The sequence below is a fragment of the Rhodohalobacter sp. genome (assembly GCF_034521535.1).
In the GTDB taxonomy this organism is placed as follows: Bacteria; Bacteroidota; Rhodothermia; order Balneolales; family Balneolaceae; genus Rhodohalobacter.
In genome coordinates this window covers 385,851-408,636 of the sequence record NZ_JAXHMF010000006.1, presented here as the reverse complement: position 1 = coordinate 408,636, position 22,786 = coordinate 385,851, and the positions used below count along the sequence as shown (strand labels likewise).

At 41.2% G+C, this 22,786-nt stretch carries 19 protein-coding genes; 3 read left to right on the top strand and 16 right to left on the bottom strand.

The genetic code is table 11. The features are described from left to right. Positions 1-6: 6 nt before the first annotated feature. On the bottom strand, positions 7-1,005 hold the full coding sequence (locus U5K35_RS14205; RefSeq protein WP_322572155.1) for a VWA domain-containing protein: 999 nt from the start codon (positions 1,003-1,005) through the stop codon (positions 7-9). Then, positions 1,002-2,000, bottom strand: coding sequence for a hypothetical protein (locus tag U5K35_RS14200; RefSeq protein WP_322572154.1), 999 nt, complete (start codon positions 1,998-2,000; stop codon positions 1,002-1,004). Before U5K35_RS14200 ends, U5K35_RS14205 begins: the two co-directional genes overlap by 4 nt. Before the next feature lie 143 nt (positions 2,001-2,143). On the opposite strand from U5K35_RS14200, the gene U5K35_RS14195 reads away from it, so the two are divergent. After that, entirely contained in the window at positions 2,144-3,415 is a 1,272-nt protein-coding gene (locus tag U5K35_RS14195) for a M23 family metallopeptidase (protein ID WP_322572153.1), read from the top strand. Positions 3,416-3,423: 8 nt separating this feature from the next. Here U5K35_RS14195 and U5K35_RS14190 read toward each other — a convergent pair whose 3' ends face one another. The 14 genes from U5K35_RS14190 to U5K35_RS14125 form a co-directional block, all read right to left on the bottom strand. Beyond that, positions 3,424-4,299: a DUF58 domain-containing protein gene (locus U5K35_RS14190; protein WP_322572152.1), complete on the bottom strand. Its 876-nt coding sequence runs from the start codon at positions 4,297-4,299 to the stop codon at positions 3,424-3,426. A 316-nt stretch (positions 4,300-4,615) separates the two neighbouring features. Then, on the bottom strand, positions 4,616-7,264 hold the full coding sequence (locus U5K35_RS14185) for a serine/threonine-protein kinase (protein WP_322572151.1): 2,649 nt from the start codon (positions 7,262-7,264) through the stop codon (positions 4,616-4,618). 794 nt (positions 7,265-8,058) lie between these two features. Continuing rightward, on the bottom strand, positions 8,059-9,060 hold the full coding sequence (nuoH, locus tag U5K35_RS14180) for an NADH-quinone oxidoreductase subunit NuoH (RefSeq protein ID WP_322572150.1): 1,002 nt from the start codon (positions 9,058-9,060) through the stop codon (positions 8,059-8,061). 24 nt (positions 9,061-9,084) lie between these two features. Next, positions 9,085-10,812 carry a molybdopterin-dependent oxidoreductase gene (locus U5K35_RS14175; protein ID WP_322572149.1) on the bottom strand — a complete coding sequence of 576 codons (1,728 nt, stop codon included), beginning with the start codon at positions 10,810-10,812 and terminating at the stop codon, positions 9,085-9,087. A 93-nt stretch (positions 10,813-10,905) separates the two neighbouring features. Further along, positions 10,906-12,201, bottom strand: coding sequence for an NADH-quinone oxidoreductase subunit NuoF (gene nuoF / locus U5K35_RS14170; RefSeq protein WP_322572148.1), 1,296 nt, complete (start codon positions 12,199-12,201; stop codon positions 10,906-10,908). A 5-nt stretch (positions 12,202-12,206) separates the two neighbouring features. Further along, positions 12,207-12,737 (bottom strand): NAD(P)H-dependent oxidoreductase subunit E, encoded by a 531-nt coding sequence (locus tag U5K35_RS14165; RefSeq protein WP_322572147.1) that lies wholly within the window; start codon positions 12,735-12,737, stop codon positions 12,207-12,209. A 5-nt stretch (positions 12,738-12,742) separates the two neighbouring features. After that, complete coding sequence (gene nuoD, locus U5K35_RS14160) at positions 12,743-14,035, bottom strand: NADH dehydrogenase (quinone) subunit D (protein WP_322572146.1); 1,293 nt, start codon at positions 14,033-14,035, stop codon at positions 12,743-12,745. A 9-nt stretch (positions 14,036-14,044) separates the two neighbouring features. Then, the gene (locus tag U5K35_RS14155; RefSeq protein WP_322572145.1) at positions 14,045-14,557 is read right to left on the bottom strand and encodes an NADH-quinone oxidoreductase subunit C; all 513 of its coding nucleotides are present in this window, start codon (positions 14,555-14,557) and stop codon (positions 14,045-14,047) included. A 5-nt stretch (positions 14,558-14,562) separates the two neighbouring features. Then, entirely contained in the window at positions 14,563-15,045 is a 483-nt protein-coding gene (locus U5K35_RS14150; protein ID WP_322572144.1) for an NADH-quinone oxidoreductase subunit NuoB, read from the bottom strand. A 9-nt stretch (positions 15,046-15,054) separates the two neighbouring features. Next, positions 15,055-15,444: an NADH-quinone oxidoreductase subunit A gene (locus tag U5K35_RS14145; RefSeq protein WP_322572143.1), complete on the bottom strand. Its 390-nt coding sequence runs from the start codon at positions 15,442-15,444 to the stop codon at positions 15,055-15,057. Positions 15,445-15,649: 205 nt separating this feature from the next. Continuing rightward, complete coding sequence (locus U5K35_RS14140) at positions 15,650-16,321, bottom strand: hypothetical protein (RefSeq protein ID WP_322572142.1); 672 nt, start codon at positions 16,319-16,321, stop codon at positions 15,650-15,652. Then, complete coding sequence (locus U5K35_RS14135; RefSeq protein ID WP_322572141.1) at positions 16,293-18,611, bottom strand: penicillin-binding protein 1A; 2,319 nt, start codon at positions 18,609-18,611, stop codon at positions 16,293-16,295. The genes U5K35_RS14140 and U5K35_RS14135 overlap by 29 nt, the downstream gene beginning before the upstream one ends. A gap of 2 nt (positions 18,612-18,613) precedes the next feature. Continuing rightward, positions 18,614-19,378 (bottom strand): UDP-2,3-diacylglucosamine diphosphatase, encoded by a 765-nt coding sequence (locus U5K35_RS14130; protein ID WP_322572140.1) that lies wholly within the window; start codon positions 19,376-19,378, stop codon positions 18,614-18,616. A gap of 6 nt (positions 19,379-19,384) precedes the next feature. Then, positions 19,385-20,401 (bottom strand): polyprenyl synthetase family protein, encoded by a 1,017-nt coding sequence (locus U5K35_RS14125; RefSeq protein ID WP_322572139.1) that lies wholly within the window; start codon positions 20,399-20,401, stop codon positions 19,385-19,387. Positions 20,402-20,528: 127 nt separating this feature from the next. Here U5K35_RS14125 and pfkA point away from each other — a divergent pair, with 127 nt between their 5' ends. Continuing rightward, positions 20,529-21,497: a 6-phosphofructokinase gene (pfkA, locus tag U5K35_RS14120; protein ID WP_322572138.1), complete on the top strand. Its 969-nt coding sequence runs from the start codon at positions 20,529-20,531 to the stop codon at positions 21,495-21,497. Positions 21,498-21,499: 2 nt separating this feature from the next. After that, positions 21,500-22,786, top strand: a complete 1,287-nt coding sequence (locus U5K35_RS14115) for a glucose-6-phosphate isomerase (protein ID WP_322572137.1) — start codon at positions 21,500-21,502, stop codon at positions 22,784-22,786.

Below are 22,786 nucleotides of genomic sequence, written 5' to 3'. Positions count from 1 at the left end.
ATAGAACTATGGCTGAAATAACGGAGATCGGACTACAAAGCGTTCATTTACAAAAGCTAAAAGAAGGAAAAGTAACCCACCGAACAGATAATTGAAATAGAGATCTTCGTAATCCACATATGTAATTTCCTCAATTTCAGATTGTTCCAGTCTGTCAATCTCCTGATAGATTTCGGTGTACTGCTCTAAATCGGTAGCTCTCCAATATTTCCCTCCGGTCTGCTGGGAAATCTGCTGCAACATCTCTTCATCGATGTTTACCTGAACATTTTGATATCTTCTGCCGAAAATCGGATCATCGACAGGGTAGGGAGCGGTGCCTCTTGAACCGATTCCAACCGTATAGATTCGAATTCCGTACGTATCGGCAATTTCTCCTGCGGTGATGGGATCAACTTCTCCTGAATTATTCATCCCGTCAGTAAGCAAAATGATCACTTTCGATTCTGCCGAGCTGTCCCTTAATCGATTCACGGCAGTTGCAATTCCCATTCCGATGGCGGTACCGTCGCGCACCATGCCCAATTCTACAGTTTCCAGCATACTTTTTACCAGGCTGTAATCTAAAGTGGGTGGTACAACAGTGAAACTCTCTCTGGCAAAAACATTAATTCCGATGCGATCCGATATCCGTTTGTCTATAAAATCCGCAGCTAACTCTTTGGATGCAACCAAGCGGTTGGGTTTAATGTCTTCTGCCAGCATAGATGAAGAGATGTCTAGGCTTATCACAATATCAATACCCTCCGCAGTTCTTTCAACAGTTGTGTTTTGAGACTGAGGCCTGGCAAGGGCAACTACAAATAAGGTAAAAGCAACAGTGTGTAGCAATGGCGTGGCTCTTGATAGCCAAACTCTGTAGCCGCGAGAAATTCCATCGAGCTTGTCTATGGATGAGAAAAGAAGCGCTGACTCCTTGGTTTTTACCCACTTCCATACGTAATAGCCAACATAAATAGGCAGAAGTAACAGCAGCCAAAAAAATTCAGGGTTAGCCCAACTCATTTCTGTCCAGCGTTTGAAATTTCAGACTTCTCGGATTCAGCCAAGTCATGCTTTTCACGCATTTGATCAATGATTTCGGCATCAGATTCAGAGACGATCTCAATGAATGTATTTGCCTTGTCTAAAGTTGATCGAGCCTGCTCCTTTGTCGGTTCAAAGTGAGCAAATTTTACCATGTCTGCACTATTCAAAACTTTTCTGGTGATTGAAATGACCTCTGCTGAAACGAACTCCTTTTTAAGGGATGCGGTAATCTCTGAGGTAGTCATTTCCAAGGCAGGAATTTTGTGTACACGTTTCAGGTATCTGCGAATGGCATCTCCAATTTCAACATAAAACTGTTCAAAATCATCAAATGTTGATAAGCCATCAATAGGCCTTAAATGTTCAATTTCACTCTTTAACTGTAAAAATGGGTTTTCAAAAGGTATCGGTTGATACTTTGGCTTAGCATGATCTTGTTTTCTTTTTTGTTGTTCTATGTACCTATAGATCAAATAGCCGGATATGAGCAGAATCAAAAAGATAATGATGTAAGGATATATCGATCTCGCAAATTCAAAAATCGGCTTCAGCGGTCTGAATTCCTCATCTTCTTCAGCGAGTAAGGTTTTAAAGAAAATTGGAACCCGATTGGTAAACAGGGTAGTATCGCCTGAAGCAGTTGAAAGTTGAACTGATTTCCTGTCTAAAGTAAGGTTGTCTGTCCCGAAAAATTGAAGCTTGTAAACTAAACTGTCTCTGTTGGCGTGGACCTGATATCTAGTTCTGTCTACAACTTCAACTTGTTCCTCAAAATCATCCTCGGTCGGGTAGGATAATAGCTGGTCTCTGCTATCTACAACAATTGTGTATTCAAAAATATCACCAACTCTCAGTGAATCTGTATCTACGAATGTATAGACTTGCTGAGCAAATCCGGAGTGCGCAGATAGGAGTAAAATTAAAAGAATGTAGTAGCGTGCCGTAGCGTACACGGTGATATATTTCTTCATGTATAGGTTAAATTCAATCGATGAAGATAAGAAAAGCGAGAACGAATAGAGAACATCATTATTTGAGTAACTCTTAAATTATGATTAGAGCTCAGATTATTTTAATTTTTATAAGCTTTAGACTAACCAGAGAAAAATTATAAATGTCGCGAACACTGCTAATAGGATTTGTGTGTCTTCTTGTTGCTTTAACCGTAGCTCTTTTGGAGAGACCCGAAAAGGTTGAAGACCTGGATGAAGATATAATCAATGCCCAAAACTTTTATGAAATTCCGCCACTCCCGGGGAAGGACATTTATGGATTTATAACTGAGGGTGAGAATATCCAAATTGAGGAGAGTGCAATTCGAAGGAATGAGAGTCTCTACACTATTCTCAGAAAACACGATATTGATCCTCAAACAATTTACAATATTCAGCAGAAGGCTACCGGTATTATAAATTTGAGAAGAATGATACCCGGCCAGAAGTATCGAATCTATAAAAACGAAGGTGAGGCATTTGCCATGGTTTGGCATCAGTCTAAGGTGAACTATGCCATCATTAACTGGCTGGATGATATTCATGTAGAAACCGGCATGGTTCCAATCAACAAAGAGGAGGCAAAAGTAACCGGCGTGATTACAAGCTCACTGTATGAAACTGTTGTAGATGCCGGTGTGTCACGAAGGCTTGGAGCAGAATTAGCGGATGTATTCGGTTGGGAAATCGACTTTTTTGGACTACGCAGTGGAGATCATTTCAAAGTGATTTATGAAAATCTCTACGCGAACGGTGAGTATTTAGGGATTGGCGATATTATTGCCGCCGAGTTCCAACATAGGGGAAGGGTTTACAAAGCGTATTATTTCGAAAATGAATCAAGAAGAGGTTTTTTCAATGAGAATGGTGACAGCATGCAAAAAGAGCTTCTGAAAGCACCATTCAGATATAGCCAGAGAATAAGCTCAAATTTTTCGAACAGTCGATTTCATCCGATTTTAAATCAGAGAAGACCTCACTACGGCACTGATTATGCAGCACCAACCGGAACACCTATTATTTCAGTTGGAGAAGGAGTTGTGATTGAGGCACAGCGCAGGGGAGGAAACGGAAATATCGTTCAGATTCGGCATAATAACAGCTATAAGACTGCATATCTTCATCTCAATGGCTTTGCGCCAGGTATCCGGCAAGGAGCAAAAGTAGAACAGGGACAGGTAATTGGTTATGTAGGCCAAACGGGCTTGGCAACAGGTCCGCATCTGTGTTATCGGCTTTATGTTGATGACAGGCCAGTAAATTCGATAACGGTTGATCTGCCTGCTGCCGATTCTCTTGAGGAAAAGTACTATGAGGAGTTTCGACATGTAGTCGATACACTTGATAGTCGATTGAACGAATTAAAATTGAAGCCGGAAATAGCGCTCAATTAACGAATTAATCAGTATCGGTTAATTCGTTTTCTGAAAAAGTTGGTTAGCGGGCGAACGTACGATTCATTTGTGTAGATATCCACAAAGTCCATTCTGTTTTTGACGAAATAATTGTCAAGCTCTCTTTTTCTCCTAAAAACCTTCTTCTTGAATTCAATTCTCACTTTTTTATCAGATGTGTCAATGACCGTCTGCTTTCCTGTTTCGGCATCTAAAAGGGGTACAATTCCAAAATCAGGTAATTCTTCTTCGAGTCTGTCCCTGATGACTAAATTGACCAGGTCATGCTTGCGAGAGGTGATCTTGTGCTGTTTTTCAAAATTCTGATCTTCAAAATCGGAAGCCAGAACTATGATCGATTTTCTATTCAGTAATCGGTTAACGTAGGAGAGAGCCTCAGCTATGTCTGTACTGTTTCCGGTAGGTTCGGTTGTGTACATTTCCCGAATAAGCCGCAATACATGTTTCTTGCCTTTTTTTGGAGGGATTACTTTTTCGACTTTATCGGTAAAAAGGAGCAGTCCTACTTTGTCAGAATTTTTGATGGCACTGAAAGCCATTACAGCACATATTTCGATCGCCAGTTCCATCTTGGTTTGAGAATGGCTTCCAAACAGTCCGCTTGGTGAAATATCTACACATAGCATCAATGTCTGTTCGCGCTCCTCTTCAAATACTTTAATATAGGGCTCATTGTTTCTGGCGGTTACGTTCCAGTCTATTTGCCTGATATCGTCGCCGTACGTGTACGTTCTAACCTCCGTAAACTCCATTCCCTGGCCTTTAAAGGCAGACTGATACTCACCACCAAAGATATTGTTAACTAAACCCTTGGTTCGAATTTCGAGCTTTCTGATTTTTTTCAGTACATCCTTTGAGATCATAAACGTTTATATGAACGTGTGAAACTATTTTGGTGAATAACGGGAATCACTGATGAATACTTTTAGATTATGATATTATTCATTCCTCTAGAAAATGCATTTCGCATTATTGATAATGGTCTAAACAAGATCGATGAAAAAAATATCATGATAGCACGACATCACTATTTAGCTGCTGTAATTTTATTATCTGTTAAAAGAGAAGGTTCAAAAAAAATTCCCAGACAGAAAATATAAATTAATGGTGATGCAACCAATGCTGTAGAGGGGGAAGGCGGTGGATAATTGTAGAGTGAAGAACATTACGCAGTTAGGTTCACTCAGATAATGCAATTTGTTTTAACATTTGGATGTCTTTTAAGACGATTTTGCTGCGGGCAGATTCATCTCTTTCAAGCGTATTGTAGGCATTCAATGATTTTTCGAGGTGAAGTCCTGCTAGCTGATAGTTTCCCTTCTTGATATTCAGAATCCCGTATTGGTGATCTGCTATGGCTCTCTCCAGAGTATTTTCTGAATGTATTTCAACAACTTTGTTATATCCATCGTTAATTAAGCTTTCCGCTTCATTTACTTTGTTTGTGTGAAGGTATCCAATCCCAAGATTCATCTTCGACCTGGCGGTAAAAGAGTGATCTTCTCCTAAGTAGTCTGCAAAAATCTGTAATGATTTTTGGAATTGTGTGTTTGCTTCTTCAAAGCGTTCCATCATCAGCAGAAGCTCTCCGTATGAAAAATAACTGATGGCAGATGCTACCGTGTTATTTCCAAAACGCTGCTCTTTTTTAGCGATCACTTTTTCAAAAGACGTAGCCGATAGATCAAACTTACCGCGATCACGCTGCAAGATGGCCAGATTATTCAGGGTTAACAGAGTTTTGGGATGATTCTCACCTAATATCCTGTTTCTCAAATAAAATGCGTCTTCAAAAAGTTTTTCCGCTTCTTTGAATTGGCCCAGGTTCATTAAAAGAGCACCTAAACTGTTCTTGCTTTCTGCAATGTCAGGGTGAGTCTCACCATAAATCTGAATTCGTTTATTTAATACTTCTCTGAAAATATTTTCAGCTTTTTCATAATATCCCATGTTAAATTGAGTAACTCCCACCCCATTTAAGGCAGCTACCACTTTAGGGTTTAATTCACCGTGCTGATCTCTAAGCAGGTTGTAATTTTTTCTAAATACCTCCTCAGCTTCTTCATACTTCCCTTGTCTTCTTAATACATACCCCTGTTCATTAATCGAATCAGTATATTTATTTAAGTAAGTTCCCGAGTGATTTTCCAAAATTCCCAATGCATAGTCGTAGAGTATTTCGGCATCACTATAATTTCCCATTGAACTTTGAACTGAGGCTTGAGAGGCTATAGCCAATGCAGTTTCAGGATGATCTTTGCCGTGCAACCGAGTATATATGTCGACGCTTCTGTCGATTAAGCTCTTAGATTTGGACACATTGCCAATTTTAAGATAAACCTTACCGATTACGCTGAACATTTGAGCCTGAAGTTCGGGTTGATTCACCAGTTTTTCCGCTCTGTTTAACCCTCGCTCCAATAATTCCTGGGCGGTCATTGTTTCACCCAGTGATTGATCCGGTGCGTTTGCTTCAAAAAGATCGAAAAGAAGGGAGGATACTTCTGCCGTTTTCATAGCCTCGTACTGGGCAATATTCTTTTCTTCTGTAATTCTATTTGAATGGAATATTGAAAACGTTACAGATAGCAGAATGATGGCCGCTGCCACAAAAATCTGCTTATAATTTCTTCGGAATAACTTCTTAGACCGGTATGCGTAACTTCCTTGATGCGCCAAAACCGGTTTATTGCTGAGATATCTTTTTAAATCTTCTACAAGATTGTCGATGGTTTGATACCGCTCACACGCCTCTTTCCGTAGGGATTTGATTAAAATAGCATCAAGATCTTCTTTTAAAATCCTGAAGAGTTTTGAAGTAGATACTAATCTTAATTCAGAAATTTCACTTTGTTGGTCAATCGTTAGTTGATTGAATTTAAGAGAAGGTTTCAGGGGCTCTTGATTAATGATCTTTTCTCTGCCACTGTAAGGACTAATATCATTCAGGTTGAATGGAGTAACGCCTGCTAACAACTTATAGAGTAAAACACCCATTGAGTAAGTGTCGGTAGACGTGGTTACACTGTTTCCGGTTATTTGTTCAGGAGCTGCATAGGCGGGAGTAACTGCCTGAGTTGATGTAACTTCACTATTCCCTTCATAGTCTATTCTATCCTCCACCAGCTTGGCTATTCCAAAGTCCAATATTTTAACGTGACCGTTTTTATCAATTAAAATATTGGCCGGTTTTAAGTCGCGGTGAATAACCAGGTTGTTGTGCGCAAACTGTACAGCGTTACATAAGGATATCACAAGATTTATACGTTGAGATATTGTAAGCTTGTTGTTATCGCAATATTCATCAATGGGAATACCATCCACATATTCCATGACAAGATAGGGCAGTCCAAAGTCGGTAACTCCACCGTCAATTAATTTGGCAATGTTTGGATGATTTAGACCTGCAAGAATATCTCTCTCTTTTTCGAATCGGCAAATATTTTCAGGTGTTTCCATGCCGTGGCGAACAATTTTTAACGCAACGGTCTGTTCATAAACTCCATCCATTCGCCGTGCGAGAAAAACGGTCCCCATTCCTCCGTGGCAAATCAGATCTACAATCTCATATTTATCAATTACAGATCCGATAAGTTTTGAAGTGAAACCATTTTTATTGGACTCTGACTTGTTTATGACTGATGCTAAAGCTTTATCTGCTTTCGAGAAAAAGGAGGTGGACTGTTGGATGGAATTTAAATAATTCAAGACTCTTTGGTGCAGATGGGAATCATTACCGCACTTCTCCCGGATAAATTGTTCCCTTTTTTCAAGTGGAAGTTCCAGAGCTTGATCTACAATTTTTTCAATAATCGACCAATCTGACATGAAATGCCTGTTTTAGTTTACACCCAAAGTTGATAATTAATAAGCCTAAGTGGTTTTAGAAACTGCAATCTATTATGGCTTTCTGCAAATGAGATTAATTTAATGCCTAGGCTTTACTAGTGTATGGAACGGAATTTCGGAAATCCTTACAGAAATAATTTAAAAAAAATAGAAGTTGATGATTTGGCGGAGATCAAAATAAAATAATGAGTTTAAAACTCCTCTATATAAAGCTAATGTGTGAATACTTCTAAAAAATATTCAAGGAGGTATCAAAATTAAAGCAGGCATTAAAGTTTTTATCAATTAGATCCCTCCATGCGTTCGCTTCACCTGCCTATGTGCTAAAGCTTCGGCAGGTAGGCTCTCTTAGTCGGAATGACAAGGCTGAGGTGAGAAAGCAGCGGGCTTGTCTATCATAACCTAACATAATCTTGGCACAGGCTGGCATGATAGGCTGAATTTGGGAAAAGGTTGTGTAATGCCCGCTGCCGGTTCCTATTTGTAGTTTGGTATTCCGACCGAAAGCTCCGACTGCTTTTTTTGTCGGGGTTGCAGTGGAGGAATCTCCAAAAAAAACATTAATTACTTACTTGGGTAGTACTTTTTAGATAAATTTGTGAACAAACGGTAGTAAAATAAAAAGGGGAAGGGTCAACAAAAATGATAGATAATCCTTTGGACACTTTTCCTCATCTCTTTAAAAACATAAGCAGATAGTTAGAATTATGTGCATAAAAAAAGCCGAAAGAGCGAACCCTTTCGGCTTGAAATAAATCACTTAATTCCAGGTTTTATCCAACGATAAAAAACAAAATTGCTGCAATCACGAAAAAGTTTAGGATGCTTAATGGAAGCAATCTGGACCAACCTAGTTTCATCACCTGGTTATATTTAAATCTTGGTATTGTCCATCTTACCCAGATGAAGACAAATACAAAGAAAGCAGTTTTGGCAGTAAAGACTGAAACATCAAGGATTCCTTTTAGCAAAGGCGATAATTCAGGCAACCAGTAACCGGAGAAGGGGAGATGATAACTGCCAAAGAAGAAAGTTGTCATCAACATGGAGTTAATCACAACGTGCATGTACTCTGCCAGGAAAAACATCCCGAATTTCATTGAACTATATTCAGTGTGGAATCCACCGACAAGTTCCTGTTCAGCTTCAACCAAATCGAAAGGAGTACGGTTACTTTCTGCAAATGCCGCAATGATGAAAATGATTGCCCCCAGCGGATTTAAGAATACGAACCACCAGTTTTCCTGAGCGGCAGCAATATCCACAACACTCAATGAGCCGACAAACAGAATTACGGATGCAACCGCCATACCCAATGGCAGTTCGTAACTAATCATCTGTGCGGCTGCTCTCAAGCCCCCTAAGAGAGAATATTTACTATTTGATGCCCAGCCGGCAAGCGTTACACCATATACACCCAATGAGGCAACAGCAAGTAGATATAAAACACCTGCGTTGATATCTGTTGCATAAAGTCCTTCACCGAACGGTATTACAGCAACGGTAAGCAGAGCCGTAATTACCGGAATCATAGGTGCAATAGTGTGCAGAACTTTATTTCCTTTATCAGGAGTTACGTCCTCTTTTAAAATGAGTTTTAATACATCGGCTATGGGCTGTAGGAGTCCCAAAGGACCAACCCGGTTTGGTCCAACCCTGTTCTGCATGAATGCCGCAACGCGTCGCTCAGCGTATACACTTATCGCTGCAGAATTAAGGAGCATAAATAGACCAACTCCCAAAACGATGTAAGATGTCAATGTGACTTCAGCCATCCCCAATTGTATTTGTTATTTAAATTAAACGGTTTGTTTTTCTTTTTGAATGACGATACCTGATTCCTCATCCATTTTGGCATAGCTAACACCTTCGAAAGGTGAAACGCTGGATGAAATTTCATCCATGATTTCTCTGCCGGACAGGAAAGTAAAATCATCCAAACCCATCTCTTCAGATATCTTATTGATTACAATCCAGAAGGGGAGGCAATCAACTTTATTTTCTTCAGTGACCCAGTTGTCAAAGTTTGTACCATAGCGATCCAAACGACCCTCATTCATTTCAAAATCGAGCCGGCGATTGGTGTACTTGGTTTCCTTGGCCGGATGTGTTCGTTGTACACGTCCGTCAATATTCACATAGCTTGCTGCATGTTCAGCAATGCATGTAATTGGAATTACCAAATCGGCAACCTTGGTAGTTTCTGTATGGTTTGTTGCAAAATTGATAACAAATGAATTACTCAAGTGATCTTTTTTAATCACACCGCGATCAACAACATTATCATTTAAAAGTAAAATTACCTTAGCACTTGATGCAGCTTTTGAAAGTTCATCCGCGGATACTTCTTTGAACCCGAGAAGTCGACATCCATTGGCATTCGGAGCAACATCATCTGTTAACAGGAATCCGTCGCCTTTCCCTTCTTCTACATGCGAGCTGAAAACAGGAGCATTATAGCCTAATATTGAGGCAAACTTGGAGAGCATATAATTCTCTTCAACCGAGGCATGAGAACTGCCAATCAGCAGCACGTCATCTTTCGAAACGCTTTCCAGCTGCTCAGCAACCGTGGCAAATGCGTTATTCCAGGATGATTTAGTTTGTCCTTCATCCAGCTTTTGCAGCGGCTTGGATATTCTGTTTTCATTGAACAGGCGATAAGCTTCACGTCCATCATCCGCCATCCAGTGATCGTTCACGGCTTCATTATACCGAGGTGTGATACGAAGCACTAAATTGTCGCGGGTCCACAGATCAACATTTGTTCCCTTGGCATTGGTGATGTCAATGCTTGGTGTTTGGTTCATTTCCCAAACGCGAGCTTTAAATCTGAAATCGGCTGAGGTTAAAGCTCCAACCGGACAGATGTCGACAGTGTTTAACGAATAAGCATCATCAAATTCCATTCCAGGGGCCGTAGTAGGATAATTTTTATCTCCCCGCGATGTAATTGTAAGCTGATGTGTTTCACTGATTTCATCCGTAAATCTGACACATCTCGTACAGTTAATGCATCGTTCTGCATCAAGAATAACACGTGGGCCTAACTGAACTCTCTTTGGCTTATGAACTTTTTTTACTTCAAACCGGCTTCCTTCAGGCCCATATTTATAGGTCTGAATTTGAAGCGGACACTCACCGGCCTGATCACAAATAGGGCAGTCGAGTGGGTGATTAATCAGAATAAACTCTAAATTATCTTTTTGTGCTCTTTTAACAAGATCATCTGTTTCCTGGGTATGAACTACCATACCGTCGGAAATCATCGTATTGCAAGATGTTTGAAGTTTTGGGAACCAACGTATTACACGTTCTCCGTCATCATCAAGCTCGAATTCGCCAGTTTCTCTGTCTTTTACAGGTGCCCCTACCTTAACCAGACATTGCCGGCAATTTGCAGGTGCTGACATTGAAGGGTGATAACAGAAAAAAGGTACTTCCATACCTTGATCTTGGATGAATTGAAGAAGCCTTTGATCTCCTTCATATTCGAATCGTTTCCCATCTATAAATACTTCAGGCATTATATCTTAGTCTTAATTTTGAGAGAATTTATCTAAATATTTTCAGATAAACCGTTCATCTAATTTCATTAAAAAAATTAATGCAAATATCCTTTAAGCTACAGCGTGTACAGATTTTTTGCATCTTGCTTCAAATTCATCCCTGAAACGTGTAATTGTATGTCTGACCGGCCATGCAGCAGCATCAGCCAATGCACAAATTGTTCTGCCTTCCATCTGTGTGGTGATATCCAAAAGAAGATCCAGGTCTTTAATTTCTCCTTCACCGTTTTTGATTCTGAGCATCACTTTTTCAAGCCAGCCGGTTCCTTCACGGCACGGTGTACATTGTCCGCAAGACTCATGATGATAGAAATGAGTAATTCTCCATAGCATATCTACCATATCGGTGTCTTCGTCCATAACCACCATGCCGGCAGTTCCAAGCATTGTACCCACTTCGCGAAGAGAGTCACTGTCCATCGTAATACCATCCAGTTGATCTGCTCTCAGTATGGGAGTGGATGAGCCGCCTGGAATCACGGCTTTCAATTTCTTTCCGTTTTTCATTCCCTGGGCAACATCATTGATCAATTCAAGGATGGGCATACCGGACGGTAACTCATAAACACCGGGACGATTGACATGTCCGGAGATTCCGTAGAGGAGAGGTCCGGGGTGATTTTCTGCACCTACATTTTTAAACCAATCCGCGCCTTTGTTAATTACATTCGGTACGTGGGCAAGAGTTTCTACATTATTGATGGTAGTAGGTCTTCCCCAAAGCCCTTTTTGAGCCGGAAATGGAGGCTTAACTCTTGGATAGCCTCGTTTTCCTTCCAGAGACTCGAGCATGGATGTTTCTTCTCCGCAGATGTAAGCACCTGCTCCGGAGTGAACATAAAACTCAACGCTGTAGTCGGTTCCGAATATGTTCTTTCCAATCATGCCGGCATCGTAGGCGTCCTGGATCGCTTTCTCCACCATATCGATGTAGGCTTTGTACTCACCTCTGATGTAGACGTAAATAGCCGTCACTTCCATCGCGTAAGCTGCAATAAGTGCGCCTTCAATAAAAATATGAGGGTTGTACTCAAAAATCTTTCGATCCTTAAATGTACCGGGTTCAGATTCGTCACCGTTACAGGCCAGGTAACGGGGGCCACCATCGGTAGGGGGCATGAATGACCATTTTAGGCCGGCGTTAAAACCTGCACCGCCACGGCCTCTGATGTTGGCATCTTTTACTTCATTAACAACTTTCTTAGGATCGGCCCATTTTTCGTTATCCGTTAAAACAGCTTTCCATCCTTCGTAGCCACCATTTTTTCGATAAACATCAATCTTATGAAGATCTTTGATGTTGGGAATCAATACCGGCTCATAATTTTTCCAATCAACTGTACTCATAGTCTCTATTTAACTTTTCTGAGTGGCATTTCAATTTGTTCGTAGTCGGGTGTTTTCCCTGATTTCAGATCATCAATAAGTTTGTCAACTTTTTCGGGAGTCAGGTTATTCACGTATTTATCGTTGGTAACCTGAAGCATTGGAGCGTACCCACATGCTCCCAGACATTCAACTTCATTCAGGGTAAACATACCGTCATCGGTAGTTTCACCCTTTTTAATACCCAATTTTTTCTCTGCGTGTTCGAGGATTTCATACCCGCCGCACAGTTGACAACTAAGACAGGTACAAACATCTAAAACAAACTTACCTTTTTCTTCTTTGTAATACTGTGTGTAGAAGTTTGCAACACCGTGAACATGAGCTTCAGGTAAATCCAGAGTAGAAGCTACAAGCTTTTGAACATCTCCGTCTACATGGCCAAAGCGATTCTGAGCAACCCATAAGGCAGGCAGCGTAGCTGCTTTCACATCCGGGTACTTCGCTTTGATGTTTTCAATTTCGTTAAGATCGTCTTGTGTGAATTCGTATTTCATAATGATTATTTATCAGCTTCACCCATTACAGGATCCATACCTCCAATTATAACTACAGTATCTGCCACCATTTCACCGTCAATGATATTTTCAAGAACCTGAAGGTTTACAAATGATGGGGCTCTAACTTTTAATCTCCATGGATGTCCGGTACCGTCACTTTGAATATAGTATCCGAGTTCTCCTTTCGGAGCTTCTACGGCACAGTAGGTTTCAGCACCTTCGGGCGGACAAATGCCCGTATCGGTCATCATAAAGTCGTGAATCATACCTTCCATGGAGTAGTATACTTCATCTTTGGAAGGATAAGCCTGTTTAGCATTGTCAGTCCGTACAGGCCCTTTAGGTAACTTTTCAATGCACTGATTGATGATGCGAATACTTTCGCTCATCTCTTCCATACGGACAAAATATCTGGCTAAATTATCACCTTCCATCCGTGTAGGAATTTTAAATTCTACTTCATCGTATCTGGCATATGGAGCAAACTTTCTGGTGTCTAGTCCAAATCCGGAGGCTCTCAAAACCGGTCCTGTAGCGCCGAAGCGTAAAGCATCTTCAGTTTTCAGAACTCCAACGGCTTCATTTCTGTCAATGAAGATTCTATTTCTGTCAAGTAATTTGTGGTAGTCTCTGAGCTCCTGAGGAAAAGTTGCAGCAAACTCTTTGATGGCTCCCATGGCTTCATCCGTGATGTCATTTGCAACACCGCCAATTCTAGCATGAGAAACCGTAAAACGGTGACCGGTCAGACGGTCCATGATGTCGTAAATTTTCTCTCTCTCTTTAAACGTCCAGATAAAGAAAGAGACAGCACCGGCATCCATAACCATAGTTCCAAGCCACAGAAGGTGAGAAGAAATCCTCGCTAACTCACAGCCAATCATGCGGATGTAGTGAGCTCGTTCAGGAACTTCTACATTTGCCAGTTTTTCTACTGCCTGGCAGAGTGCCACATTATTGCTGTAAGGAGACAGGTAGTCCATACGATCTGTGTATGGCATAAATTCCTGATACGTCTTATTCTCAGCAATTTTTTCAACTCCGCGATGCAGATAACCGATATCGAGTTTTGCTTTTTCAATAGATTCACCATTAAGCTGAAGCACCAGTCTCAATACACCGTGAGTTGCAGGGTGCTGTGGCCCCATGTTCAGGATCATCTTTGAAGTAAGCGGATCACCGTCGTCATATTCTTCGATCGTGGTGTGCTTATCCTCCAGGCTTTGATAGAGCTTTTTCTGATGCTCCTTAAAAAACGTGGAATGAACTTTTGATTGAATGTCCGTTAGTTTCATAAAATCTTACTATTCAGTATCGGGTGTAGAATTAGGCAGCTCGATGGATCCCGGAATTCCCAGCAATGGAAACTCTTTTCGAAGCGGGAAATAATCAAAGTCTTCAGGCATCAATATTCTTCTGAGATCGGGATGATTGCTGAATCGTATGCCAAACATATCATAAACTTCTCTTTCAGCCCAGTTTGCTGAGCCCCAAACACCGGTTACAGATTCAACTTCCGGTTGTTCTTCTTCACAGCGAACTTTTAAGAAAAGACGAACACCGTCGCGTAATGAAATTATGTTGTAAACAACCTCGAATCGCTCTTCTGACGTGTATCGATCAATTCCGAATACATCTGCCAAGTAGGTGTAGTGATGTTCATTTTTTAAGTATTCCGAGATTTCAACAATTGATTCTCGTTCTACTAAAACAAACGTAGAGCCGGTAGATTGATATACATTTAAAATTTTGTCATCGAATGACTCGGAGAGCCCGTCAATTGCTTTTTGGAGTGGTTCTGATAATTCTAAACTCATAAAATTTAGCTGTCGAGCGCGACTGAGTGCTCAGTTTTAATTTTATCTTGAATCTTCATTAAAGCGTGCAGTACAGCGTCAGGTCGGGGAGGGCAACCGGATATGTAAGCATCAACCGGAATGAAATTATCAACACCTTGAACAACGCCATAGCATCTGTGCATTCCTCCGGTTGAGGCACAAGCTCCCATTGCAATGCACCATTTTGGGTCAGGCATCTGATCCCAGATTCGGCGAATAGCGTGAGACATTTTATAGGTACACCAGCCGGCAACGATCATAACATCGCTCTGTCTGGGTGAAAAACGCATCACCTCAGATCCAAACCTTGCAGCATCGTAACGCGGACCCGCAAAAGCCATCATTTCGATAGCGCAACAAGCCAATCCCATCGGCATAGGCCATGCGGCGTTTGATCTGGCCCAGTTGACCAATGAATCTACTTTAGTGGTTAAATAACCTTCACTTAAAGAACTTTCTAAACCCATAATTTTCGCTTATTTGGATAATGCTTCATATTTAACATTCTTAACGTCCCAGTCCAAGGTACCTTTCTTCAAGGTGTAGAACAGACCAATGAACAGTACTACAATAAAGATAGTCATGGCAATAAACGTTCCGGTACCGAGCTCCATAAATCGAACGGCCCAGGGATAGATAAAAACAACCTCAAGATCAAAGACGATAAACTCCATGGCAACCAGATAAAATGCAATGGAATAGCGCTCTTTAGCCTCACCAACGGGGTCCATACCACTTTCGTAGGGACTTAATTTATTTGTGTTCGGACGATATGGCCCTAAAATCCTTGAGAGCGACATCAATACAAGTGCCAGGACAAAGGCTACTCCTATCAGTACCAGAATGGGATAATATTGTTCAAGCATGAAAAACAGTTAGAATTAATTTTGCCTTAAATTACCGCCACATCGACGGAAAGTCAACGAAATTACGTGTGGAATATAGCAGGTTTTCGACCCAACTTTGAACTCTTTTTTAAAAAAATTACCGAGAAGAACACAAAAGGATTTTTGGTGAATTTCCAATGATTAATGTTCCGGTACTCTTTTTCTACAAAGTAAAGAATAAGATTTAGTAAAGAGCTTTGATGGCTTTAATATCAACTTCGAAACGGTGAGCCGGCTGCAATGAGAGATCAGTAATTAAAGTTGAAATAATGTGTTGTCCCTGGGCTGAACTGAGTGAGGAAACTTTTTCGAAAGCTGAGAATTCATCGCCTTGAAACATGGGGGAGTTGGAATGATCAGAAAACAGATACTCAAATCGCTCACTTCTCAATAATCCTGCTAAAAACTCTTCATAACTGTGTTGATTTTGAAGGCTCTGAGTCGTTTGATAAGCTTCGCACCACTGATTCAGTGATCTGTTCAACGTTACCAATTCATCACTCCCATCAGCCTGCTTGTAAAGTTGGGTAAGCTGAATGAGGATGTTCTCTTTAGTCTCTTGAGTGAGTAAATCAGAGAAAAAGTATGCCGGCTGACCCATCAAATCTTCACGATCCTCAAAAAATTGTTCTGCGCTGGGCAGATGATATAAGGCAGCAAAGAGAATATCGCCGCACTTTTCGTAAACATCAGCAACAACGAGTGCCTTTTCACTGCTATCTGATTCAGGTTTAATCTCATCATCTGATTGATTACAGCCGGTAAACGGACTCATACATAGAAATAAAAACAGAAAGAGTGCGTGTCCGGTGGTTCGACGATTAACATTACCAACCAATTCTTCCCCTCCGGTCATCACGCTCGCTATCGGCAGGATCTTCCGGCATAACGAATCCCGGTGGCTGCTCAAAGGCGTCATAGCTCCAGGGAGCATCAGGGTCTGATGTTACGTAGTTGATGAATTGTCCGACAATAGGGAGGGCCGTGCGGGCACCCTGACCAATACTGTTTGGATCATCTGTTGGAAAGCGTATTCTTCGATCTTCACCTCCAACCCAGGACCCCATTACAATGTGTGGCATCATGGCAACAAACCAGTTATCTGCACTGTTTTGAGTAGTTCCGGTTTTGCCGGCTACGTCTTGCTGTACTCCGTACGTATTTCGCAGGCGAACTCCTGTGCCGTGATACCCGTCACCACCGCGAATTACGCCACGCATCATATCAATCATCATATATGCCGTTTCCGGGCTGATAACTTCTTGACTATATTCAGGGTTGAACTCCTCCAGTACATTACCTTCACGATCTTCTATCCGGGTGATAGCTACAGGTTCAATATGAACTCCTTGATTTACAAATGTAGTGTAAGCACTCACCAGCTCCAGCAAGGATACTTCTGTGGTTCCCAAAGCAATAGAAGGGTAGACTTGAGAGTCTGACATATCAATACCCAGGTTAGAAGCCATTTCCGCAATTTTCCTGGCTGCAGGCATAAGGTCATTAGCCTTGTTTGTTCCGGGAGCTCCGGCAATTTCAGGAAGTAAACGTACCGTAATATTATTTAAACTACGAGCTAAAGCCTCCCTTAGTGCCACCATTTCAGGACCGGCAGGAACAGAGGGGTCTTTTGGACTCCAGAGTCTTCCGCTGGATTCGATAAAACTGGTGGGAAATTTTGAGAATTTATGATAAGGCATATAACCGTTGTCAATTGCCACAGCATAAACGAAAGGCTTAAAAGTAGATCCCGCTTGCCTTCTCGATTGATGGACATGATCATATTGCTGCGACCCAAAATCGGCACCTCCAACCCAGGCCAAGACATTTCCATTATTAGGATCAACAGCTGTAAAGCTTGCCTGTAGTTTTGTTTTAACTCGTTTAACAGAATCAACATAGGCTGAATCGGCCATCAATTCTGCAAAAACAACAGATTCCTGATCAGTATTGTATTTTTGAAATGCATTTTTGTAGCGATCTGTCTCCCGCATGTACTCTCTTAGGAACTGTGGATATTTTTCCCAATACTCATCCATATAGTCTCCACCGGGGGAAGTCCACTCCTCAACAAATTTGGGCTGAAATTCCTCAAGTTTTTCCTGAACAGAGCGCTCGGCATGTTGCTGCAGTCTTGAATCTATAGTAGTGTAGATAACCAACCCATCTGTAAATAGATCGTACCCGTTTTCGGCAGCCCAATCCTGAATTCGCAGACGTACATATTCACCAAAATAACGGCTCTCTCTACCTGACCTTGAAGGAGGCTGATAGTTTAACTGAATATCTTCCTGGCGAAGGTTTTGAAAAATTTCATTGCTTATAAATCCCCTGTTAAACATCTGAAGCAGTACAATATTTCGCCGGGATTTTGCACGCTCCGGAAATTGTCTTGGATTATATGCATAAACTGCTTTTAACTGCCCGATGAGTGTAGCAGCTTCACTTACTGTAATATCTCTTGAGGGTTTCCCATAGTGAGTTCGGGCGGCTTGTTCTATACCAAATGCACTATTACTGAATTCTACGGTATTCAGATACATTTCAATGATTTCGCGCTTTGTATAGTTATTTTCGATCTCAATGGCCGTAATCATCTCCCGAAGCTTTCTGGTTACGGAAACTTCGAACCCGATATCTCTGTAAAGATTACGGGCTAACTGCTGGGTAATCGTAGACCCACCCTGAATTCTACCCTGAATCCAGTAGTATGGAAGGCCTGCAATCCTGCGAAGATCTATTCCCCAGTGGTTAAAGAAACGATGATCCTCTGTAGCTATTAAAGCATTTATGATATTTGGTGAGATCTCTTCAATAGTTACAGAAGTTCTGTTTTCCACATAGTACCGATCGAGTACAGCTCCGTCCCGGCTGCGAACTTCAGTAGCTACGGCTGTTTGTGGATTTTCCAGTTCCTGAATTGATGGGAGTGCCTGTAATAAATAAACAAAATACCCTGCACCAAGAAGAAAGAGAAGCAGGAGCGATAGCCCACCATAGAGAAGAATTTTTTTCTTCAGTGGTCTGTCATTCGAATTGTTATTTTTTTGGGGATCCTTCTCTTTGTTCTTACCCATTACACTTTTTCGATACTCGGGGTCGTCAAAATACCTGTCCATATCGATGTTGTGCTCGTTATCGCTCATCTTTAAATTTCTGTGTGTAAAGAGTTTATATTATCAAGTCGCCTTTCGTCTGCATTCCATCTAACGAGTTCTATTCGTTTGTTGGTATACAATGCAACGGTTTTTTCCTCGAAAAAGGTACCTAGATTTATATATGTACCAAAAGAGAATGTTTCCACTCTTGGTAAATGATCGTGTCCACAAATTACGTAATCATAATCTGATTCTTTTAAAAATTGCTGAGACCATTTGTTTAATCTTTCAGGATCTTGATCGGGGTTATTTCTGCTGTAATTGGAAAAATGCTTCATTAAATCGATCCCGGACTCCGCTCCATAGATTGATTGGTATGTTCGGGTAAAAAAAGGGTGCCGAAGAACGCGATGATAGAAAGGTCTTTTGAGGCCAAGTTTTGAATCGCTTAATCCGTCACCGTGGTGTAAAAAAACTTTCAGGGAATCTATATCGATGGATTTGTAATCTGTAAGAACATCAAACCCTAACTTTTTAAAATATCCCTGTGTCCAATTATCGTGGTTGCCGGTAATATATGTAGCCGGGCTGAATGAGTGATTGTAATCAGAGAGGTGATGAAGCAAGCGCCGCCCAATTTTTGGGACCTCAGTGCCAAATTCCATCCAATAGTCAAACAGATCACCAAGTATGTGCAGCTGAATTTTCTCCTTGATGGAGAATCGTACCAAATCAATCAGTTCACTTTCGAGCCGGTCATTTTGTTGATCTGAAAATGCACCGAGATGAACATCAGACAGAAAAAGGTGTTTCATTACAAACTATTTTTTTCTGTTGATGATAAAGCGAATTAAATCTTCAAAATCCTCTAAACCTTCTTTTACCGGAAGTTTGTTTAATGAAGTAAGAGCTTTGGAAGCGTAATCCTGCATTGTTTCTTCGGCTGCTTTTAGTCCATCGTATTTATGAACAAAGTTTACTATTTCATTTACATTGGCCGATTTTTTCTTACGCTTTTTCATCAGGCGCCTGATTTTCAACTGCTCCAATGCAGGTGCTTTTTCAAGAGCCTTGATTAATGGCAATGTGACCTTTCTCTCCTGAATATCGTTACGGGTCGGTTTACCCACGTCGTCAATTCCATAATCAAACAGGTCGTCTTTAATTTGAAAGGCTATTCCAATATTCATCCCGATCTCTTTCATACTGCTGATGATCTCTTTATCGTCTGTAGCGGCAATTGCCCCGCATTCGCAACAGGCGGAAATGAGACTGGCAGTTTTTTCTGATATAATCTGATAGTAACGCTCTTCCGTCATGTTGAAAAGCTTCGACGTTTTAAGCTGTCTCAGTTCACCTTCACTCATTTTTCGAACAGCGTCGGAAAGAACATGCAGTAATTCGTACTCTTTGTAGTCAAGGGCTACCAATAGTCCTTTTGAGAGCAGAAAATCACCAAGCAGTACACCGGCTTTATTTTTCCAGAGCTTGTTAATGCTTAAGAAATCTCTTCGCAGGTCAGACTCATCCACTACATCATCGTGAATGAGTGTAGCTGTGTGAAGTAACTCTATCATGGTAGCCGCCACAAAACTGCGCTTGTCCACATTGCCAAACATTCTGGCAGTCATAAAAACGAGTGTCGGCCGAATTTCTTTTCCCTTTTGACGTAGGAGGTACTGTATGATTTGATCTAAAACAAATACATCACTTCTCAGCTCATCTTTAAAAAAGGTTCTGAATGTGGTGAGATTCTCCTGAATTGGAGAAGTAATCTCTTTCAGGGAGTGCTGATTGTTCGCTTTATCTTTTAGTTGTTGTGCTGCCACTTGGGCCATCTATTGTATTATCTTTTTTTATTTGGCTGAAAAGTAAGAATAAACTGATTAAATATTTGCGCAAGGATGAAGGGCTGTTTAGTTTTACAACTTATTCAAATTTACAATGAATCTAAATTTTTGAATTTTGAAAAAAATAGGTGTTCTCACAAGTGGGGGAGATTCCCCAGGTATGAATGCGGCATTCAGAGCAATCGTTCGAACTGCGCATTCACTTGATATACAAGTAGTTGCAGTAAGGCATGGATATAAGGGATTAATTTCCGGTGATATTTTTGAAGTAATCTCTAATGATGTGTCCAATATAATTCAGAGAGGTGGAACGGTACTGAAATCCGCAAGATGTGATGAATTTCGCGCTCCGGAAGGCAGAGAAAAGGCAGCAAAGATACTGGCAAAACATAATATTGAAGCTCTTATCACAATAGGTGGTGACGGTACATTTCAGGGAGCCGCCTTGTTGGGAAAAGAGCATGATATCAATGTAATCGGCGTGCCTGCTACCATTGATAACGATTTGGTTGGCTCAGACGAAACGATCGGTTACGACACGGCGCTTAATACGGCCATGGAAGCAATCGACAAAATTCGTGATACTGCAGATGCCCACGATCGTCTCTTTCTTGTTGAAGTTATGGGAAGAGATGCCGGATTTATTGCCCTTGAAACAGGTATAGCCGGTGGTGCAGAACTTATTTTATTACCGGAATCTCTTACTGACTTAGATGACATCAAAACTTCGTTGAATGATGTTTTAAGTGAACATAAGAGAAGTAGCTTAGTAGTAATTGCCGAGGGTGATGAAACGGGCGGAGCACTCAAGTTATCTGAAGAGTTGAAACCCGATTTCGGTAAATACGAAATGAGAGTTTGCATTCTTGGCCACGTACAGAGAGGCGGTAACCCGACTGCAAGGGACAGGGTTTTGGCAAGCCGACTTGGCTCGGCGGCTGTTACTGTTTTAAACGAAGGGCACAGTCAGGTTATGGTTGGTGTTGTAAATAACAAAATAAAACTGACACCGCTCAAAATGACGTTTGGCAAGAAAAAGGATATCAATTTTGATCTTGTTGAATTAGCCAAAATGTTGAGGTAGGAATGATTAACGTTGATTTAGATAAAGCACTGGAATTTGTAGATGAGAGTGAATTTGATGAAGCGATCGATCTTGCAAAAAGTGCATTCCAAAAAGTAGTTAATGGAACAGGCCCAGGAAGCGACTGGCTTGGCTGGCGTCGTATTCTGGCTGAGCCAAATGATGCTGAACTGGACAGAATAGCTCAGCATGCAGCAAAAATCCGCGAAGATGCAGATGTCTTTATTGTATGCGGAATCGGTGGTTCATTTACAGGGGCGAAAGCCATTATTGAAGCGCTTAACCTTCCATTCAATTCAGGTGGACCTGAAATTCTGTTTGCAGGCCACCAAATGAGCGGTCGGTACCTGGAGCAGTTGATGAAGTATTTAAAGAAGCCGAAAAGTGACGGTGAGCCCAAAAGTGTTTATTTGAATGTGATATCGAAGTCAGGTTCAACACTTGAAACAGCACTGGCATTTCGGACTATCAGAAAATGGATGCATGAGTTTTACGACGATGTTAAAAACAGAATAATTGCCACAACCGGGAAAACAGGTGGTGTTCTAAATAAGATTATTGAAGAGGAGGGCTACTCAAAATATATCATTCCGGAAGATATTGGCGGAAGATACTCTGTACTGACTCCGGTAGGTTTACTTCCCGTATCCGTAGCCGGTATTGATATTCAGACACTTTATTATGGAGCCGTCTCCGAGTATGAGCAGCTGGAAAAGGATACTGAAACGGTATTGAATTACTCTGCTTTCCGATACTTAATGCATAAAAAAGGTGTAGCACTGGATGTGATCGGATCCTTTGAGCCTGAGTTGATGGGCTTTGCGTACTGGACGCAGCAACTTCTTGGCGAAAGTGAAGGTAAAGAGGGGATGGGTTTATTTCCCGCAGTTGCCGGATATTCAACGGACCTGCACAGCATTGGGCAAATGATTCAGGAGGGACAGCGAAATATGATGGAAACACTTTTTGTGGTGGAATCCCCAATTTCAAAATTCAGCGTGCCAAAAGTGAATTCAGATACCGATCAGCTTGGATATTTAGATGGCAAGCTTTTCCACGATATAAATAAAAGTGCACAAGAGGGAACTGTTCAGGCTCATAGAGAGGGTGGCGTGCCGGTTGTGAAAATCTTAATTGAAAAGCTGAATGCTCAACAATTGGGTCAACTGATCTATTTTTATGAGTTAATGACTGCTGTTTATGTTTATATGCTGAATGTAAATCCATTTAATCAACCAGGAGTAGAGAATTACAAACAGGCGATGTATCGTTTGTTAGGCAAAAACTAA

Excerpts from the sequence above, each read along its gene's own strand:
- U5K35_RS14205 (WP_322572155.1), bottom strand. The coding sequence starts at position 1,005 with ATGAGTTGGGCTAACCCTGAATTTTTTTGGCTGCTGTTACTTCTGCCT.
- U5K35_RS14200 (WP_322572154.1), bottom strand. The coding sequence starts at position 2,000 with ATGAAGAAATATATCACCGTGTACGCTACGGCACGCTACTACATTCTT.
- U5K35_RS14195 (WP_322572153.1), top strand. The coding sequence starts at position 2,144 with ATGTCGCGAACACTGCTAATAGGATTTGTGTGTCTTCTTGTTGCTTTA.
- U5K35_RS14190 (WP_322572152.1), bottom strand. The coding sequence starts at position 4,299 with ATGATCTCAAAGGATGTACTGAAAAAAATCAGAAAGCTCGAAATTCGA.
- U5K35_RS14185 (WP_322572151.1), bottom strand. The coding sequence starts at position 7,264 with ATGTCAGATTGGTCGATTATTGAAAAAATTGTAGATCAAGCTCTGGAA.
- nuoH (WP_322572150.1), bottom strand. The coding sequence starts at position 9,060 with ATGGCTGAAGTCACATTGACATCTTACATCGTTTTGGGAGTTGGTCTA.
- U5K35_RS14175 (WP_322572149.1), bottom strand. The coding sequence starts at position 10,812 with ATGCCTGAAGTATTTATAGATGGGAAACGATTCGAATATGAAGGAGAT.
- nuoF (WP_322572148.1), bottom strand. The coding sequence starts at position 12,201 with ATGAGTACAGTTGATTGGAAAAATTATGAGCCGGTATTGATTCCCAAC.
- U5K35_RS14165 (WP_322572147.1), bottom strand. The coding sequence starts at position 12,737 with ATGAAATACGAATTCACACAAGACGATCTTAACGAAATTGAAAACATC.
- nuoD (WP_322572146.1), bottom strand. The coding sequence starts at position 14,035 with ATGAAACTAACGGACATTCAATCAAAAGTTCATTCCACGTTTTTTAAG.
- U5K35_RS14155 (WP_322572145.1), bottom strand. The coding sequence starts at position 14,557 with ATGAGTTTAGAATTATCAGAACCACTCCAAAAAGCAATTGACGGGCTC.
- U5K35_RS14150 (WP_322572144.1), bottom strand. The coding sequence starts at position 15,045 with ATGGGTTTAGAAAGTTCTTTAAGTGAAGGTTATTTAACCACTAAAGTA.
- U5K35_RS14145 (WP_322572143.1), bottom strand. The coding sequence starts at position 15,444 with ATGCTTGAACAATATTATCCCATTCTGGTACTGATAGGAGTAGCCTTT.
- U5K35_RS14140 (WP_322572142.1), bottom strand. The coding sequence starts at position 16,321 with ATGACCGGAGGGGAAGAATTGGTTGGTAATGTTAATCGTCGAACCACC.
- U5K35_RS14135 (WP_322572141.1), bottom strand. The coding sequence starts at position 18,611 with ATGAGCGATAACGAGCACAACATCGATATGGACAGGTATTTTGACGAC.
- U5K35_RS14130 (WP_322572140.1), bottom strand. The coding sequence starts at position 19,378 with ATGAAACACCTTTTTCTGTCTGATGTTCATCTCGGTGCATTTTCAGAT.
- U5K35_RS14125 (WP_322572139.1), bottom strand. The coding sequence starts at position 20,401 with ATGGCCCAAGTGGCAGCACAACAACTAAAAGATAAAGCGAACAATCAG.
- U5K35_RS14115 (WP_322572137.1), top strand. The coding sequence starts at position 21,500 with ATGATTAACGTTGATTTAGATAAAGCACTGGAATTTGTAGATGAGAGT.